This window comes from Anabaena subtropica FACHB-260 (assembly GCF_014697105.1).
Lineage (GTDB): Bacteria > Cyanobacteriota > Cyanobacteriia > Cyanobacteriales > Nostocaceae > Trichormus > Trichormus subtropicus.
In genome coordinates this window covers 1-19,251 of the sequence record NZ_JACJRF010000013.1, presented here as the reverse complement: position 1 = coordinate 19,251, position 19,251 = coordinate 1, and the positions used below count along the sequence as shown (strand labels likewise).

Here is a 19,251-nt window from a genome sequence, read left to right as displayed (position 1 = left end):
TACTAAAATCAAAATCATGCTAGAGCAAGGCACCATCAGTATTCATACTGAGAATATTTTCCCAATTATCAAGAAATCCCTCTACTCAGACCATCAAATTTTCCTGCGGGAACTAGTATCTAACGCTGTAGATGCCATCCAAAAGCTGAAAATGGTATCCCGTGCGGGAGAATATGCGGGAGTAGTTGATGAACCAGAAATTCAACTCGCCATCGACAAAGATAAGAAAACCCTGTCCATCACCGATAACGGTATCGGGATGACAGCAGAAGAAGTCAAAAAATACATCAACCAAGTCGCTTTTTCTAGCGCTGAAGAGTTTATTCACAAATATCAAGGAAAATCAGACCAGCCAATCATCGGTCACTTTGGACTGGGTTTCTATTCCTCCTTCATGGTGGCGCAAAAGGTAGAAATTGATACTCTCTCCTATCAAGAAGGAGCGCAAGCAGTACACTGGAGTTGTGACGGTTCCCCAGAATTTACCCTAGAAGAATCATCCCGTACCACCATCGGGACTACCATCACCCTGACTCTGTTACCAGACGAAGAAGAATATTTAGAATCAGCGCGTGTAAAAAATCTTGTCAAGACTTATTGCGACTTCATGCCAGTACCCATCAAACTGGATGGTGAAGTCTTAAACAGACAAAAAGCACCTTGGCGGGAGTCTCCCAGCAACCTAACAAAAGAAGATTATTTAGAATTTTACCGCTATCTCTATCCTTTCCAAGAAGAACCCCTGTTATGGGTACATTTAAATACTGACTATCCCTTTATTATTAACGGGATTCTGTATTTCCCCAAAATGCGTCCTGATGTGGATGTCACTAAAGGACAAATCAAATTATTTTGTAACCAAGTTTTTGTTAGTGATAACTGCGAAGAAATTATCCCCCAGTTTCTCGTACCCATGCGGGGTGTAATCGATAGTACCGATATTCCTCTTAACGTATCACGTAGTGCCTTGCAAGGCGATCGCACCGTCCGCAAAATCGGCGATTATATAGCGAAAAAAGTCGGCGACAGACTCAAAGAACTGTACCGCGACGACCGCGAACAATACATCAGTGCATGGAAAGATTTAAGCACCTTTGTCAAATTTGGTGTTCTCAACGACGAAAAATTTAAAAAACAAGTCGAAGACATCATTATTTTCCGCAGTACCGTTAAATGGGAACAACCAGCAGAAACACCAGCCGTTGAGGTACAGTCCCAAGAAGGAGATGTTTGGCAAGATGTCACCCCTTCCCCCGACTCTTCCACACCAGGCTTGCCATACACAACACTGAAAGAATACTTAGAACGCAACAAAGAACGCCACGAAAACCGCGTATTTTACAGCACCGATGAAGCAACCCAAGCCACTTATATAGAACTGCACAAAAACCAAGGCTTAGAAGTTTTATTCCTCGATTCCTTCATCGATACCCATTTTATCAACTTCCTCGAACGGGAATATCAGGATGTCAAATTTACACGGGTAGACTCTGACCTCGATAATACCCTGCTTGAACAAGACAAAGCGGGGGAAATTGTTGACCCCACCACAAATAAAACCAAGAGTGAGATCATTAAAGAGTTATTTGAGAAATCCCTCAATAAACCCAAAGTCAACATCCGCACAGAAGCACTCAAGTCTGATGATCCTCAAGGTACACCACCGGCGATCGTTCTCTTACCAGAATTTCTGCGCCGCATGAGGGAAATGACCGCCATGATGCAGCAGCAAAATGCAGATTTTCCGGAAGACCACATTTTACTAGTGAATACAGCCCATCCCTTGATTCAAAACTTGGTAAATCTCAACCAAGGTACAATCATTCAAGGTGATGGAGAATCAACTACAAATCCCTTGGTAAACTTAATTTGCCAACACGTGTATGATTTGGCGCTGATGTCTCAGAAAGGTTTCGACGCAGAAGGAATGAAATCCTTTGTCGAACGTTCCAATGATGTACTTACCAAGCTGACGCAACAAACAAATAATTAGCAACCCCGTTTGTAGTAAGTACTTCAGTACTTAAAAAGCACTAAAGTGCTTACTACCAACCTAAGTTTTATAGGTTCTGTCGGAGTCAGCTAAAATAGGAAAGCTGTATTCAAATCGTCATCTGGAGATAGAAATAATGTCTCGTCGCTGTGATTTAACTGGTAAAAAAGCAAATAACGCCTTTGCAATTTCCCACTCCCACCGTCGCACCAAACGTTTGCAACAAGTAAACCTCCAAAGCAAGCGCGTTTGGTGGCCTAGTGGAAACCGTTGGGTAAAACTGAAGCTATCTACCAAAGCTATTAAAACCTTAGAAATCAAGGGTTTAGAAGCAATGGCTAAAGAAGCTGGGATTAACCTCAATCATTACTAAGCTTCTCAAGCAAGGTTTGGAATTTCATGATTTTGTTTTCTAAGTAATTTCCATATCTTCAGAAAATATTTAATAAATCTACTCCCCTTCCTTTGCAAAAATTTAGAACCCCGACTTCTCGAAGAAGCCGGGGTTCTGTTGATTTAAAGTGATGTGAGTTCGACAAATATAAAAACTGACTTTTCACGTTATGTGGAAAAGCTAACGTAAAACCTAACCCCCTTCCCTGCGAGGGAAGGGGAAAAAATAAAAAAATATCCAACTAGGTTGGGTGCGTCAGTGCGAGAAAACTTAGCTGTACCAAGAAATTATTCATACTGACGCACCCTACTAACCGTCAATTTGGAATAATTTATTTTTTGGTGTTCCCTTAGGGACTCAATTAAGCATTAACGACAGATACCAAGAGACTTTCAACACTGTCACCTGTTTCTTCTAACCTGTCCCCTACTATATCTGCTATGGAAATGACATATTTTATGGGATAGGTGGGTACTATAAGTTTACCTAACTAGCCATATCTTCATAAAGCCACCCGCCAATGAAATCTATTTGTGTAAAAGAAATGTGAATTCATGATGTCGTTATCCTTGTTTTTCAGGGATTAAAAATTTTTAGAAATTTCCGTATTTCCCGAAAAAACTCAAAACTTAAACAATGGTATAAAGTAAACAATTCAATAATTGGGAGTTAGCAAAACAGGGTTTTGTGAAGTAAATAGTAAGTTGAATCATGCCTTTAGATAGAATCTATGGGCATAATTGTCAATTGCAAAAAAGTTTGTAGGAAATAACTTGACAGGAAAGCAGCCATGACTATAAAACGCCAGCTAGTCAAGACAATTAAAAAAACAGCTAAATTCTTTAAAAAGAATCCTTTATCTAATTTCAAAAGGCAAATTAATAGGCTATTACGAACTTTTTTTGTTAATAAAAAAAGAAAAAATGTAGCGAATGCTGGCTTTGTGTTACCAACAGTAGCAATGGTAGCACTAGTAGTTGTCCTGTTGACTACAGCAATTTTATTTCGGTCTTTTGAACGGGCTAAAAATGCTAGTAATGTCCGTGTAAATGAGGCGGCTCTCAATGCTGCTGCTCCCGCAATTGACCGTGCTAGAGCAAAAATCAACAAGCTATTTCAAGATCCAAGATTACCACGCGCTACGCCAACAGATGACGCGTTGTATAGTACATTGACAACAAATATTGATGAATATACTTTTGGCGACGAAACCCAATTAAAACTTACTCAAAGTTCTAACGAACTTAGAACAGCGTGGATGTACCCTATTGATACCGATAACAACGGTAAATTTGATAGCTACGCCCTTTATGGAATTTACTTTAAAAATCCACCCGTGACTGGCGGACAATATACTCGTGCCAGAAATGCTCTAGAGGCGAGAACTCCGCCTATGACTGTTGGGACTGTCAGTAGCAGTTGTGGAGCAGGTCAAGATACAAGTGCAGCTTTGGTAGGTAACACAGGCTGGTTTAGAAATGGTAGTAAGTTGAAAAAAGCTTTTTTTGCGTATACTGCCAGTGTTCCCATTACCTCAGATCCCACAGACACCAATTATGAGAAGAAGAAAGGTAGTCAAGGTTTCTCGGCTTTAGAACTTCAACAAGACCGGGTACAATTGCCCTTAGTTAACAACGCTGTTGTTTATGAAGATGACTTAGGAATAGCCCCTGGGCCTGCTTTTAGGTTAAATGGACGTATTTTTACTAACAGTAACCTTCTGGCTGGTCTACCTGATGGTGGTAATGGTATCAGATTATATCAAGTCAGTGGTAACTCATCCTGTTTCTACGATCCAGAAAACGCCAAGATAGTCGTTGGAGGAAATATTAGTTCTGGAATACTTACAGAAAACAGTGATACCAATGGAGTAACAATTGACTTATATAAAGGTAAAACACCTGCTGCTACTAATGTAGCTCTCAGAAATAATACAACAATTAATAATAAATCAGTCTCTCATTCCCCAAGACAAATCGCCTACAATAGCCTAGCTTACACACAACGCGTCAACCATTTAGTTAATGCCCACATAAACGCCGACAGTACCGATCCCGCAGAAGTTACTCAAGGGATGCAAGATATAGTCACCAAACAAGGGCGAACCTTAGATGACTTAACAACTACTGAAAGAGCTAGTCTACGCTTCAAGCAACTAGAACTTTATTTTAGAAGACGCACCCGCAGAGTACCTTATGCAGAAGTTGCCTTTGACGGCGATGCTTTAGGGGATTACAAAGTCGGTGGTACTAAGGAAGGTGAAGTATTACAAGGTTCTGAAAATACTCTACGTCCCCCCGATCCTTGGATTTATCCTGTCGATCCTGCCGATGGTTTAACGGCAACTGGTTATGCCGGGTTGAGTTTAAATGCCAATGGTAGTGATAAGCTCAGACCTTCTGCAACTGAACCAACTAAGCTTGCAAAAGAGTTACAAGGTGTAGAGGGATACTTTGGCGATCGCGTTGTCGTTGGTAACAACCTACCTCAACTTTGGTGGGATCCAACTAAAGGAGCATTTGTAGGGCCAAATGCCGATGATACCCAAACTATTAGTAACTATAAATGGGATAATGGCGATGGCGATCGCACTCGTCGCAGTCGTGTAGAAACACTGAAAGATTTAGGTAGTACAGACCGAGATGGAGACTGGGAATTAGCCGCAGCCCAAGTACCAAATAGTCCACAAGAACCCGTAGGTGGCTTACGAGTAGTAACTGGCGCGGGAATTTATTTGCCTGATACTGTCACTGCTACAAATTTGTCTTCAACTACCTTTACTGGACTTAACCAGCAAATTTGGCCTGATCTTTCACCTGCTAAAACCAGTTCAGTACCCAGCCCAATCAAACCTTATAAAGATTATGGACTAGACGTTACTTATCGAGTAAGTCAACCAACAAATCAACCATATCTGCGGATGCGGGCAACAGCAGTATATCACTACAAATCTACTAGCTACAGTCAGACGAGTCCCACGCCTATTGCTTGTGTTAGCAGCTATTATGACCCTACAAATAGCACTACGGCAAAAAATCCCCCATCAACTCCAGCAACTTTTAATAATGGTACTGGTGGTCTATCCAATAATGGTATAGTTTACGATTTTCCTACAGCTGTGACAGAAAGTTCTTATAGCAGCGTCTTGAGTTATTTAGCAGACTTAACCTATCCCAATGGTCGCTCAATTGATGATGGACTATTGAGAAGAGCTTTAAACAAAACAGATGCTACTAAACGCACTCTCTCAGAAAAATCTGCCGTTGATGCCGCAATTTGTGGCTTGGCAATTTTTGATGGTACTCTGAATGCTCCTACAGATAGCGTCATTAATCATGGCTCTATTTATGAAGTTACTTTTTTAGATCCCAGACAAATTCAAGCAACTGATATTACGACTGGAAGTAGAAATTATGATCGATTTAGAAGGAACAGAAAACCTTTAGAAATTCGTGCCACTGTCTTAGATATTGACAAGCTGCGTAGAAAAACAATCGGTACCACCACACCAGCACAGGAATACTTATTACCAAATAGCGGTATTATCTATGCTACTCGTGATGATGCACTGCTAGATTTAAGTGCGGCGGCAAATCCCAATTCCCCTACGGAGGGTGAAAAGCTAGAGAGTTCTGTAGATTACAGGCTTGATCCCACTCGTCGTCCTAATGCCATTATGCTCATTAACGGCCAAAAAATTGCCCGTAATGACAGCAATACCTATCGAGATGCAGAGAAGGGACTGATTTTAGCTAGTAATTTACCTGCCTATATTAAGGGTGACTTTAATCTTCACACTCAACAGGAATTTAACACAGCACTAGATGATGATTGGGGCAATTTCTACGGTCGCACAGGCTTAAATAAGCAGTTTGCCTGTCGTCCCGGTGATCCCAGATTGCCGGAGTGTTCAACGGGCGACCAATGGCGTTCTGCTGCGGTATTGGCAGATTCTCTGACTGTACTTTCCAATAACTTTAGATTTGGCTTCCGCAACGAAGCAGACTATGATTGGCAACTTGACTCAGCTACAGTTCCTACTAGTCCAATTAACTATGCAACTGCTGGTACTTTCTCTACGGAGAACTCCTTTGCACCAATTGCTGATTGGTTTAATCCCTCCGCCGATAGCAATGGAAATTTTCCAGCCTTTCCTAAAGATTTAGATACAACAACAACCGGATTCCAAGGAAGTTCCTATCTGAACAACTTTGTCACACCAGTTGTGCGAAAAATCCGGGCTAAACAGCTATTATTGGAAGTCTGTTACGCTAGTACTTGCAATGAGCCTAGAAACTGGACGATCAAAAACTCCTGCCCCACACAGTCCATAGGACAGAGTACATGGCGAGACAAAGATAGCAACGGTGTAGCAGATATTATTGGTAAACCAGCAACATCAATTAAAACGGGAGTAATTGGTGGTCAACCAATAGACTGCAATACTACTGATATTAACCCAAGCAAACCATCTAGAATTGCCTTTGTACGTAATCTGGATACCGGTGCAATACAAACTCCACTAAAAGTTTATGGTGTTGCTAGTGATGACAAAATAGCAGAGTTTGACTGGCCTCTAACAGGAACAAATCTACCGAAAGATGGAGTAACTACAAGCGGTCAGGCGTATTTCATCCCCTGGCTTGAAGGAACTTTATCTGGTAATAATGTTAGTTTTGATTTCGTGTTCCAACATAACAGACCATTTGGTACTCGTGAGGTTCCAGATAACGACATTGTCAAAGCTGGAAAACATGAAAATTGGTTACAAGCAGCGACAGCAACTACCGTCAATGTAATTGCCGCAGTTGGAGATACCCCAGCAGCAGTTCCTAAAACAACTAGCCCAACTCGTAATGCAGAAGATAATGGCGGTTTACACAACTTTGTACGCTTGATTGAAAATTGGAATACTGCTACTACCGAAACTGCACTTAAAATCAACGGGGCTTTTTACCAAGTGAAACGCAGCGCTTATGCTACTGCACCATTTATGCCTGTATTTTCAGGTAACGTCTATCAAATAGATAACTATGGCGCTAGCGTTAGAGGTACAGTTCCCTACTACCTACCTCCTTTAAGGCAATGGGGTTATGATGTGGCGTTACTATCTCAATCTCCTGACTTGTTTGCTCAGAAATTAATCACCATTCCCGATGATCTACCGGATGAGTTCTTCCGAGAAGTTGGCAGAGATGATCCTTGGGTAAGAATTTTGTTATGTGCCAAGAAAGCGGCTGACAATACAAATGCCATAGATACAGATCAACGTGGTTCTTGCTCGTAATAATCAGATTTTCAAAGCAGGTAATGAGCAATGATCAAACTCAAAAAACAGCAACAAAAAACCTCTTGTAATGATTCCGGTTTTACCATCATTGAGTCTTTGGTAGCAATCATTGTAGTAGCAATTTTGCTAACAGCGATCGCGCCTGTTCTTGTCTTCTCAACCGCTACCCGTGTTCAAGCAAGACGGGTGGAATTAGCGGCACAAGCTGCCAAAACCTTTATTGATGGTATTAGGTCGGGAGCAACTACTAGAAGTGGTGTAATTATTGCAGTACCAAATGCTATTACTCCAATACTTGCAGCACCTAGTACAGATGTCACACGAAACCTTGTAGATGCACCAGGAGACTATCTAATTGATACTACAAAAATGCCTGTCCCTGATAACACAACTAAGGGAAGTTTATATTGCTTTAACAATGATGGTAGTATTTCCAACCCAGACTGTACTACTAATACTGATAAGCTATTTTACATTCAAGCTCGTCGAATTGTCCAAAATACAGCAGCTAATGATGGCTACCGTCTAACAATTCGGGTTTATCGAGCAGATGTTGATTTTACTAAAACTTTAACCGCCAGCACTATTGAAGCCAATAGCACTAGTCCAGCTATTAAGAAAACACAAAATCCTTATACTGGTGGTTTAGGCGATCGCCAAGCACCACTACTGGAAATGACAACAGACATAGCAAACAGTAGTACTTCCTTCAGCACCCTATGTCAGCGTCTTGGTGTGGCAACAAATAAAGCCTGTAATTAATAAGCAAATCTGATGTGTATCTATCCATCAATATTCACTAATGGGAAACCCAGAGTATGATGAGGGCATTAAAATTTCTACTTCAAAGCCAGTTGAAACGCTCCAAGGTCATAGACCCAGTTGGTGGTTTTTCCCTGATTGAATTATTGGTAGCGATGATTCTGGCAGTCCTAGTAATTGCACCATTAATGGGCTTCATGATTAGCGTCATGAATACAGACCGACAGGAACAAGCAAAGGTAAGCTCAGAACAAGAAATTCAAGTAGCATTAGATTACATTGCCCGTGACTTGCAGCAGGCTATCTATATCTACGATAGTGCTGGTATTGATGCTATTAGAAATGAATTACCTAGTTCAACCTCAACAGATAGAGTTCCTGTCCTAGTTTTCTGGAAAAGAGAGTTAATTAACCAAGCCATTACAATTACAGGCAGCGAAAAAGATGATACGTATGTGTATTCATTAGTTGCCTACTATCTCATTAAAGATAGCAATACTAATTGGTCTAATGCGGCTCGTATTACCAGATGGCAAATTAGAGACGGTGTAGCTAGTGCTGGTGGAGTATCTTGCACTGGATATACCGGCAAATATGTGAGTGGTTATTGTCCAAGTGATGGTTTTGCACTGTTTAGCCTTGATGGAGCAGGAACAATCCATGAAAAGATGAATGCCTGGAAAAGACTCAGCCAATACACTACTAAAGATGCCAATGGAACAAATGTAGTAACTGATGTTAATTACTCTGCTACACCCGTAGTATTGGTTGACTATATAGACCAGACCACAACAGGCGCACCAGCAAAAACCGCCTGTACTGCTTCAACACTTGTAGCACCAAACACAGCCAATTTTAATACCCGCACTACATTTAACATGACAAGCTTTTATGCCTGTGTTGATAGAGTCAACACTACAGCACAGATATTTATCAGAGGCAATGCGATCGCTCGCTTACAAAACAATAACCTCAATTATGCCGCTAACAGAAGCGCTTATTTTCCCACTGCAAGTATAAGAGTACAAGGACGTGGGTATTTATTTACTCAGTAGATGCTGAAAACAATAGCGTAATTTAAGGCAGTGGATCATGAACAAAATACGTTTGCAGTCGTTCAATATTTACAGAAAAAATAGCATAATCAAATCGCTATGCCTGCCTAATCGCCATTTTGCAATATTTGCTCAATCAGATTCTGGCTTTAGTTTAGTAGAAATGATTGCCGTGGTCATGATGATAGGAATATTAGCAGCGATCGCACTTCCTAGTTGGTCTGCTTTTGTCAATCGTCAAAGGGTAAATAAAGCTAATGACGCTGTTTTAGCATCCATACAAGAAGCACAGCGACAAGCTAAACGACAAAAACTGAAATATAGTGTCAGTTTTAAAACAGAGAATAATATTCCACAGTTCGCCGTTTATTCAGGTACAACGCCTACGAACTGGCGTAATTTAGGTGAAGATTTAGATATCAAATCCACCGGACAAATAAGACTTTTGACAAATCTCTCTGGCACAAACACAGCTGGTACTTCTGTCAATGAAATTGATACCACACCACAAACAATTGCTTTCGACTACATGGGTACTTTAACAAATGCCAGCTTTGGCACACCACCAACAGGTTCTACTGAAACACCAGGAATCAAAGTTGTTGTCAAAAATAATAACGTTAAACGTTGCGTTATCTTAAAAACTCTCTTAGGTGCAACAATTACAGATAAAGATAGTCAGTGTAATTAAATCAGTATTTCATGTAGCTAATTTTATCAAAAACTACACAATAATACTGAACTATAAAACGCACCTTCAACGCAAAATTGAAATAGAAGGTGCAATATTTTTAGTTTTAAATTTTACTATTTTTTTATCAGTACAAAATCCTTAAATAAACATTTTTATCCAAAATAAACAATTCAAAACTCGAAAAATACAACTTATGGAGGATGCTAAAAAGCTTGTAAAAAGCAATTTTTCCGAGATTTGTTGTTCCATACTTGAATTAAATATTTACTAGCCATGAGTTGCAGTTCAGCCTAAAATAACTTCGGTTAAGTCTTTAACATCATCCAGACACCCCCAACTAGACAATAAATCTAAGTATAAACCGCAAAAAATGACTGCCAACCTTGATTTAACTATAGCTATACCGACTTACAACGGTGCGAATCGTTTGCCAGAATTATTAGAAAGGCTGCGAAACCAAATTAACACCGAAAATATTGCTTGGGAAATTATTGTTGTCGATAATAACAGCACTGACAACACAGCCCAAGTTGTTCAACAATACCAAGAAAATTGGCACTGTTCTTATCCTTTAAAATACTGTTTTGAAGCTAAACAAGGTGCAGCCTATGCCAGAAAAAAAGGTGTCGAAGTTGCTTCAGGTAAATTAATCGGTTTTTTAGATGACGATAACTACCCCATCCCAACTTGGGTAGCAGCAGCTTGTGCTTTCGCTCAAAAGCACCCCAAAGCAGGGGCGTATGGTAGCCAAATACACCCAGACTGGGAAGTTGAACCACCGGAAAATTTTAAGAGTATTATTCCTTTTTTAGCAATTACAGAACGCGGTAATAAACCTCTATTTTACGAGCCGAGGAAAAAACTTCTTCCCCCCTCTGCTGGACTGGTTGTCCGCAGAGAAGCATGGTTAGAAAGTGTACCAGAACAGCCAATTTTAACTGGTAGAGTTGCAGGGAATATGCTCACTGGTGAAGATTTAGAAATGCTGTGTTATCTGCAAAAATCTGGTTGGGAAGTTTGGTATAACCCAGAAATGGAAATTTATCATAGAATACCAAGCTCTAGATTAAAAAGAGAATATTTAATTCCCTTCTTCAGAGGTGTTGGGCTAAGTCGCTATGTTACCAGGACAACAAATGTTGAATCCTATTACAAACCATTTGTCCTTGTTGCCTACATGATAAATGATACAAGAAAAATTGTTTTACAACTACTGAAGTATAGAACCAAGATAAAAACTGATTTAGTCATAGCTTGTGAAACAGAACTGTTTTTCAGCAGCCTAATTAGTCCTTTTTATCTGTGGAAAAATGGGTACTTAACTAAAAGTAGTAAGTAAATAATCAGGAGGCTGGGATTATGCAACAAGAACTACAAGAAACCATCGAAACAGTGGATTTTACTGTTGCTATTCCCACATGGAATGGTGCAGAACGTTTACCACAAGTTTTAGATCGACTATTGAATCAAATAGGTATAGAACACTTACGTTGGGAAGTTATCGTTATTGATAATAATAGCCGCGATCGCACACCTGAAGTAGTGAGTGATTATCAGAAAAAATTTACTCAATGTCAGTTGAAATATTTTCTAGAAACACAACAGGGTTTAGCCTATGGAAGACTCAGAGCAATCAAGGAATCCCAAGGTAAATTTGTTGCTTTTTTAGATGATGATAATTTAGCCGCGCCTGATTGGGTTTTACAATCTTATAATTTTGGCCAGGAACATCCTCGCGCTGGTGCATGGAGTGGTCAAATACATGGTGATTTTGAAGTGACACCGCCAGATAATTTTTCCCAAATCCAGGCTTTTTTAGCCATTAGAGAACATGGTCAAAAAGCGTATATATTTGATGCTGAGAACTTAAAACTACCCCCAGGTGCTGCACTTGTTATCCGTAAACAAGCTTGGCTAGAAAGCGTACCACAACAGTTAGTTTTTAAAGGAAGAATCGGGAAGTTAATGGTTGGTGGAGAGGATACAGAAGTTCTCTTATATATGTACAAGGCTGGTTGGGAAATTTGGTATAACCCCAAAATGGAAATTTATCATAAAATTCCCCACGGGCGACTTGAAAGAAGTTACTTAGTCAATGTAGCTCGTGGTTGTGGTTTATGTATTTTTCAACTCAGACTAATCAATGCTAAAAAAGGTCAATCACCAATAATTTTACTGAGAACAATTTTGGGAAATCTTCGCAGACTATTTCACCATATTATTAAGTACAAAAATAATCTAAATGGAGATATAGTTGCAATCGTGGAGTTTAATTTTTATTTGGGTAGTCTTTTGAGTCCTTTATACTCACTCATGTTTTATTTCAATAATTTAACCAATAAAAATATAAGTTTAAACAATGACTGAATCACATTTTGATTTACCAATGATTTCTGTAATCATACCAGCTTATAATTGTGAAAAAACTATCAAAGAAACAATCGATTCAGTTTTACGCCAATCTTTTACTAATTTTGAATTAATTGTGATTAATGATGGTTCACAAGATGGAACTTTAGATATTGTTTCCCAAATTCAAGATTCACGAATTAAGATATTCTCCTTTGAGAATGCTGGGGGAAATGTTAGCCGGAATCGTGGGTTAAATCTTGCAGTGGGAAAATTTATTAGCTTCCTAGATGCTGATGATATTTGGATGCCGAATAAACTAGAGTCTCAGTTAGAAGCTTTACACGAAAACCCCGATTTTCATGTTGCTTATAGCTGGACTGATTATATTGATGAAGATGGTAAGTTTTTAATTTCTGGTAGACGTGTAACACTTAATGGAGATGTCTATCAAAAATTATTTATCAACAATTTTTTAGAAAATGGTTCTAATCCTTTAATTCGCAAAGAAGCTTTAATTGCATTGGGAGGATTTGATGAATCACTAAAGGCGGCTCAAGATTGGGATATGTGGCTGCGATTAGCTGATAAATATTCTTTTGTAGCTGTACCTTTCGTCCAAATATTATATCGAGTTAGTAGTAATTCTTTATCTTCTAATCTGGTGAGACAGGAGAAAGCTTGTATGCAAGTGCTAGAAAAAGCTTATCAAGCAAGATCGGCAATTGGTAATCATATTTTGCACTTGAGTATAGCCAATCTCTACAAATATTTAGCTTGTAAAGCTCTGCAAAAGCCTTATAGTCGAAGTAAAAGTCTAGCTGCTATTAAATTTATTTGGCAATATTTTCTGTATGACTCTTCTAGAGTAAAGCAGATAAATTCTACATTAAAACTTTTGTTTAAAGCTCTGATAATTATTACATTACCGGCTAGTTTATCTACAGAATTATTCGCAAAACTCAAGACAAAATCTCTCAATCCACAGTTATCAGTAATTTCTGGCAATTAAAATATTCACAACATATATCCAGGTGCTTTTACTATCTATAGTTGACAAGAAGAATAGCTTAAATTGTCAAAATGAACGCGGTTTTACACTTCCAGAGATATTGGCAGTTATTCTCATGGTTGGGATATTAGCAGCTTTAGCATTACCTTACTGGTTAGCTTTTGTAGATACTCAACGCCTCAACAAAGCTCAAAACGAAGTTTACAATGCCATGCGACAAGCTCAAAGCCAAGCAAGTAAAGAAAAATTAACTTGGCAAGCTAGTTTCCGCGAACAAAATGGTGTAATTCAATGGGCAGTTCATCCTGCTACCATAAGTCCTGCTAACGCTAATTGGAATAATTTAGATTCTCGCGTGCGTTTAGATAGAGAAACGACTTTACAGCAATCAAATGGGGTGAGGCGAGTTGAATTTGACTATCAAGGAAGTGTGAAACAAATACTTGTGGGTAGAATTACCTTAAATAGCAAGTCTAGGGATAAAATCAAGCGCTGTGTTTATGTTTCGACAATTTTAGGTGCAATGCGGACAGCAAAGGAGCGTAATAGAGCTAATAGCGGTGGTGATTATTGCTATTAAGATATTTTTAGCTAATTTAAACAAGGTCATGGTGTGCTGAAAACATCACAAATTCAACCACAACACTTAATTATTTTTACTCGCTATCCAGAACCAGGTAAGACAAAAACTAGGTTAATACCTGCTTTAGGTACTCTTGGTGCTGCTAACCTGCAACGAGAGATGACTGAGTATACAATATCTCAAGTTAGAGAACTGCAAAAAGTAGTTAACGTATCTGTGGAAGTGCGGTTTGCTGGTGGTGATTTGCAACTAATGGAAGAGTGGCTTGGCTGTGACTTAGTTTACCAGCCCCAAGGGAATGGAGATTTGGGTTCACGGATAGAGCGATCGCTCTACAATGCTTTTCAAGATCATGCTCAACAAGTTGTGATTATCGGCACTGATTGCCCTGGGTTGAATTCTCGGATTCTAGCCCAAGCGTTTGCACAAAAAGATACAGTTGATTTGATACTTGGCCCAGCCATTGATGGTGGTTACTACTTAATTGGTTTGCGTCGCTTCATCCCAGAATTATTCGTTAACATCGACTGGGGAACCTCGCAAGTATTACACCAAACTGTAGATATTGCTAATCGACTTAACATCTTATATCATCACCTATCACCGTTAGCGGATGTTGACAGACCAGAGGATTTACCGATTTGGCAACGAATCTGGGAAACTGAAGTTAATATGAAATAGATAAATTTGTTCTAACTTACCCTTGTATTCTAAAATACGTAATATTTTACATACACATACTAGATAGCCAATGCTGCTGTAGTGTAGTTTTCTACTCAGGGGTAAAAATTTTGTAACATGGTGGCATTGCTTTTTATCTCATAAATATGGGTAGATTCATATAACAAGGAACCTTATGGGAACGATATTAAAGTAACTTTAAAGAGGATAATCACTCAATCTGAATTCGGTACATACAAATTTGAAAAGCTATGGTTAATCGCTTTGCTTCTGTAAACGCCTCCCTGATCCTCAAAGTTGTGGGGATAGTTTTAATTGTCTCGTTTTTGCTGGATTTTTTGATTCTTTTGTTGCCATTTCAGCCCACAGATAGGATATGGCAAATTAACCTAGCCACAGCATTAGTTGACCGGGGTATTGTTCCTTTAGTTGGCTTGGGAGCATTATTTACTGGATATTGGATGGACAGTGCTAGTGATGGTGGTTCCAAAGGGTTTGATTTAAGGGTTCCTGTTTTAATACTTTCCAGTATTTTAGGATTAATTTTCTTGCTGATTTTTCCCTTACATCTCAACAATGTGCGACAAGCCAGCGTACAACAAGTAAACCAAATCAATCAAGAAGCGGAACAAGCAGAAAATCAACTCAAAAACCAGTTATCACAATTTCAAGCCCAAGTGAATAGTGAGCAAGGAAAGGCTCAACTAGACCAACTACGCACCCAAGCTAGAGCGCAATTCACTGAACTGCTGCGAGATGATCAGAAATATCAACAAGCACTGAATAATCCGCAACTTCCAGCAGCACAGAAAGAATTACTCAGAAAATTTAAAGCCAATCCCCAAGAATTGGATCAGTTTATTGCCCAGCAAACAGATCCTCAAGGGCTTGCTAATCAAAGATTAAACCAAATTCGCCAGCGTAAAGAAGATGCTGCCAAACAAGCTAGAGACAATGCTTGGAAATCTGGACTCCGAATTGGTATCAGCAGTTTGATATTATCCATTGGCTACATCATTATCGGTTGGTCAGGACTCAGAGCTAGCGGTGCTTTTCAAGGTGGTGGACGTAAAGGTAAAGTACCAGCACGTTAATAGATGCTAGGGGCTAGGGGCTAGTTTTTACTCAGCCCTCTTATTCATAGCCCCTAGTTAAATATATGGATATGGGAGCAGAGGCTAGGGGAGAAGAGAATTTAATAACTAATGACTATTGACTATTGACTATTGATACTAAGCATTTAGCAAAATTACCTTAAGACTGGGCAATGTTCTCTATTTACATACTGACTTATAACGAAGAACTAGATATTGCAGCTTGTATAGAATCGGCGATGTTATCGGATGACATCATCGTTGTAGACTCATGTAGTAGCGATCGCACTGTAGAAATAGCCAATCGCTATCCCATCCGCGTTGTGCAGCACGCTTTTGAAAGCCACGGTCGCCAACGTACCTGGATGTTGGAGTCTCTCCCACCAAAACACGAATGGGTCTATATTCTCGAAGCTGACGAACGGATGACACCAGAATTGTTTGCTGAATGCGAACAAGCAATTACAACTTCCAAATATATTGGTTACTACGTCGCTGAACGGGTAATGTTCATGAATCGCTGGATTCGCTACAGCACTCAATACCCCCGTTATCAGATGCGTCTGTTCCGTCACGGTAAGGTGTGGTTTACCGACTACGGTCATACGGAACGAGAAGTCTGTGAAGGTGCTACCAGCTTCTTAAAAGCTACCTATCCTCATTACACTTGTAGTAAGGGTTTGAGCCGTTGGATTGAGAAACACAACCGTTATTCTACTGATGAAGCGAAGGAAACCTTGTACCAATTGGAAAATGGCAAGGTTGACTGGCGAGATTTGTTTTTTGGTAAATCAGAAGTTGATAGACGGCGTGCTTTAAAAGACTTGTCTTTGAGACTACCAGCCAGACCTGTGTTGCGTTTTTTGTATATGTACTTTCTTCTAGGTGGTTGTCTAGATGGACGTGCAGGTATGGCTTGGTGTACATTACAGGCTTTTTATGAATACCTAATTTTGCTGAAAGCTTGGGAAATGAAGTATCTACCTACCCCTAGTTTAGAAGCACCAATAGCTCTTAGCAAAGACAGCAACCAAGAATCCTCAAAAGAGGGGCTGGGGGCTTAGGCAATAAAGACTTCCAATGGAAAAAGTGTCCCATCCCTGCGGGACGCTACGTGAAAGCTTTTATAGCAGGGGAGAGGTTGGATAATTTATTTTTGGGAATTCCCATAAAAACGCCAAAATTCTTAAATTCATTCACTACTAAGTTAAGATTTATAACGGCTTGTTTTAATACAAAATATCCCATCCAGTGGTTGTCGTTTATGATCTGATGGCTCTCATCAATGCACTGGAGTTGTTTTTTTGCGCCCATAGCAGCTTTGAATAGATCGCGGTAGGATTAGTAATAACTAAGAGATTTGCAACAATCATTTACAAGTTGTACAAAGAAAAGTAACTTTTTCACAGACAAGCTAGCTGATACCGTGATTCAAATGTGTCCATAAATACAGTCATGGACAAACTTTTTTTCCGCAGAAGGTTTGTAGTTACTAGGATACTATTCCACACTTGTCTTCGCAGATAAATAAATAAAGTAATATTTAATACGACAAATATACAATAAATTCAACAAAATTACTGGAATGGGTACTAATCACGAAAATTCCACTATCCTAAAAAAAGAGAACAAAATCTTGGGAATTGACCGCTTAAAACAGGACTTAAAGAATGATTTGATTGCTGGGTTGTTGGTAGTAATTCCTCTAGCAACAACAATTTGGCTAACGATTACCATTGCTAATTGGGTAATCAACTTTCTGACTCGCATTCCCAAGCAATTAAATCCCTTTGAAGGGTTACATCCTATACTGATAAATATACTAGATTTAGCAGTAGGACTAGCTGTACCACTACTATGTATTTTAGTAATTGGTTTGATGGCTCGAAATATTGCCGGACGCTGGTTATTGGATTTTGGTGAACAATTATTGCAGGCCATTCCCTTAGCTGGACAGGTGTATAAAATCCTGAAGCAGCTTTTGGAAACACTACTTAAAGATTCTAATGGTAAATTTCGCAGGGTGATTTTAGTAGAATATCCCCGTCGAGGAATGTGGGCGATCGCCTTCGTAACAGGTGTGATGAGTAGTGACATTCAAACCCAGATGTCTCGTCCGATGTTGAGTGTGTTTATTCCCACTTCCCCAAATCCAACCACAGGTTGGTACGCCGTAGTTCCAGAAGAAGATGTAGTCAACCTCTCCATGTCCGTAGAAGATGCCTTTAAAATCGTAGTTTCTGGCGGTATTGTAGCATCGAATACACCTCTACCTCCCTTAGACTTAGTGCAAGAACACACAATAGATACCATAGAAAAGTCCTCACGAGAGATGAAACGACCAGGAGTTTAGGGATATAAGGGTGAATCTTTACGAACTCGTATTAATTCATCATCCCCGTAGAAGAAATCTCAAAAAATCCGGTAACTTCACTCCTAATACAGATAAGATGGTTGTCTGGCTTTGCCAAAATTGATTAATTTGTCACCCAAGAATTAAATTACTACTGAAATATTTACTCTTATGCAAGACCGTAAACCCCAGCAAATTGCCCGTGAACTGGCACTCTTAAGCCTGAGCCAGTTACCATTAAACCCCAAAAAATTAACCGAAGAACACCTGCCCAAACTAGTACTAGCGACAGTGCGAACCCTGAGGGCAGAAGTACAAGATACTCTAGACAACGCAGCAGCTGAATTACAACGTAGTAACGATCGCCTATTAACTAGCCAAACACGGGCTTCAGATTTGAATACTGCCCGTAATATGCTACAAGAAGCGATCGCCTACACACAAACAGCCATCAATCAGCTAGGCGCATCTGTGGAATTTCCAGAATTGATTCAGCTGGCAAATCAAGACAAAGAAGTTGGTAGATATGCCATCAAACTTGTCAAAATTGTCAGCGAAGAACGCACCACTATTGATGAGCAAATTACCTCTGCACTAGTAGATTGGCAAGTAACTCGCCTAGCCCAAATCGACCGGGATATTCTCCGCATCGCCGTAGCAGAAATGATGTTCTTCAATCTGCCCAACAGCGTCGCCATCAATGAAGCGGTAGAACTGGCTAAACGCTACAGTGGCGATGAAGGCCATCGCTTTATTAACGGTGTACTAAGGCGAGTCTCAGACCAAAAAAAGGCACTGAGTGTTTAGTGAGTAATGAGTAATGAGTAATGAGTAGTGAGTAAGAATTTCTTCCCTCACTCCCTGCTCCCCTGCCCCCTAGAGGTGCTACGGTGTACACACAAGTCCAAGTAAAGTAATAACAGAAGGAGTTGTGGGGAGTAAAAGGTGGTGGAAAATCCAATCAGAATACACGCGCAAGCAGTAGGGGGAA

15 protein-coding genes are annotated in these 19,251 nt (G+C 39.7%); all 15 read left to right on the top strand.

Annotation, left to right across the window (positions count from 1 at the left end; genetic code table 11):
• Positions 1-16: 16 nt before the first annotated feature.
• The 15 genes from htpG (at position 17) to nusB (ending at position 19,067) form a co-directional block, all read left to right on the top strand.
• The gene (htpG, locus tag H6G18_RS09845; RefSeq protein WP_190406918.1) at positions 17-1,993 is read left to right on the top strand and encodes a molecular chaperone HtpG; all 1,977 of its coding nucleotides are present in this window, start codon (positions 17-19) and stop codon (positions 1,991-1,993) included.
• A 136-nt stretch (positions 1,994-2,129) separates the two neighbouring features.
• Entirely contained in the window at positions 2,130-2,366 is a 237-nt protein-coding gene (gene rpmB, locus H6G18_RS09840) for a 50S ribosomal protein L28 (protein WP_190406917.1), read from the top strand.
• A gap of 811 nt (positions 2,367-3,177) precedes the next feature.
• Positions 3,178-7,674, top strand: a complete 4,497-nt coding sequence (gene hpsA / locus H6G18_RS09835) for a hormogonium polysaccharide biosynthesis protein HpsA (protein ID WP_190406916.1) — start codon at positions 3,178-3,180, stop codon at positions 7,672-7,674.
• 30 nt (positions 7,675-7,704) lie between these two features.
• On the top strand, positions 7,705-8,439 hold the full coding sequence (hpsB, locus tag H6G18_RS09830; RefSeq protein ID WP_190406915.1) for a hormogonium polysaccharide secretion pseudopilin HpsB: 735 nt from the start codon (positions 7,705-7,707) through the stop codon (positions 8,437-8,439).
• 59 nt (positions 8,440-8,498) lie between these two features.
• Entirely contained in the window at positions 8,499-9,494 is a 996-nt protein-coding gene (gene hpsC / locus H6G18_RS09825; protein WP_190407006.1) for a hormogonium polysaccharide secretion pseudopilin HpsC, read from the top strand.
• Positions 9,495-9,531: 37 nt separating this feature from the next.
• Positions 9,532-10,185, top strand: coding sequence for a type II secretion system protein (locus H6G18_RS09820; RefSeq protein ID WP_190406914.1), 654 nt, complete (start codon positions 9,532-9,534; stop codon positions 10,183-10,185).
• A 373-nt stretch (positions 10,186-10,558) separates the two neighbouring features.
• Complete coding sequence (gene hpsE, locus H6G18_RS09815) at positions 10,559-11,527, top strand: hormogonium polysaccharide biosynthesis glycosyltransferase HpsE (protein WP_199311623.1); 969 nt, start codon at positions 10,559-10,561, stop codon at positions 11,525-11,527.
• Positions 11,528-11,547: 20 nt separating this feature from the next.
• On the top strand, positions 11,548-12,555 hold the full coding sequence (gene hpsE, locus H6G18_RS09810; protein ID WP_190406913.1) for a hormogonium polysaccharide biosynthesis glycosyltransferase HpsE: 1,008 nt from the start codon (positions 11,548-11,550) through the stop codon (positions 12,553-12,555).
• Positions 12,548-13,549 (top strand): glycosyltransferase, encoded by a 1,002-nt coding sequence (locus H6G18_RS09805; RefSeq protein ID WP_190406912.1) that lies wholly within the window; start codon positions 12,548-12,550, stop codon positions 13,547-13,549. The genes hpsE (H6G18_RS09810) and H6G18_RS09805 overlap by 8 nt, the downstream gene beginning before the upstream one ends.
• 22 nt (positions 13,550-13,571) lie before the next feature.
• The gene (locus H6G18_RS09800) at positions 13,572-14,129 is read left to right on the top strand and encodes a pilus assembly FimT family protein (protein ID WP_190406911.1); all 558 of its coding nucleotides are present in this window, start codon (positions 13,572-13,574) and stop codon (positions 14,127-14,129) included.
• A 33-nt stretch (positions 14,130-14,162) separates the two neighbouring features.
• Positions 14,163-14,813 carry a TIGR04282 family arsenosugar biosynthesis glycosyltransferase gene (locus tag H6G18_RS09795; protein ID WP_190406910.1) on the top strand — a complete coding sequence of 217 codons (651 nt, stop codon included), beginning with the start codon at positions 14,163-14,165 and terminating at the stop codon, positions 14,811-14,813.
• Between the two features lie 251 nt (positions 14,814-15,064).
• Positions 15,065-15,907 (top strand): hormogonium polysaccharide biosynthesis protein HpsJ, encoded by an 843-nt coding sequence (hpsJ-B, locus tag H6G18_RS09790; protein WP_190406909.1) that lies wholly within the window; start codon positions 15,065-15,067, stop codon positions 15,905-15,907.
• Between the two features lie 173 nt (positions 15,908-16,080).
• Positions 16,081-16,971 (top strand): glycosyltransferase family 2 protein, encoded by an 891-nt coding sequence (locus tag H6G18_RS09785; protein WP_190406908.1) that lies wholly within the window; start codon positions 16,081-16,083, stop codon positions 16,969-16,971.
• A 521-nt stretch (positions 16,972-17,492) separates the two neighbouring features.
• Positions 17,493-18,260 carry a DUF502 domain-containing protein gene (locus H6G18_RS09775; RefSeq protein ID WP_190406906.1) on the top strand — a complete coding sequence of 256 codons (768 nt, stop codon included), beginning with the start codon at positions 17,493-17,495 and terminating at the stop codon, positions 18,258-18,260.
• 171 nt (positions 18,261-18,431) lie between these two features.
• Positions 18,432-19,067 (top strand): transcription antitermination factor NusB, encoded by a 636-nt coding sequence (gene nusB / locus H6G18_RS09770; RefSeq protein ID WP_190406905.1) that lies wholly within the window; start codon positions 18,432-18,434, stop codon positions 19,065-19,067.
• Positions 19,068-19,251 lie beyond the last annotated feature (184 nt).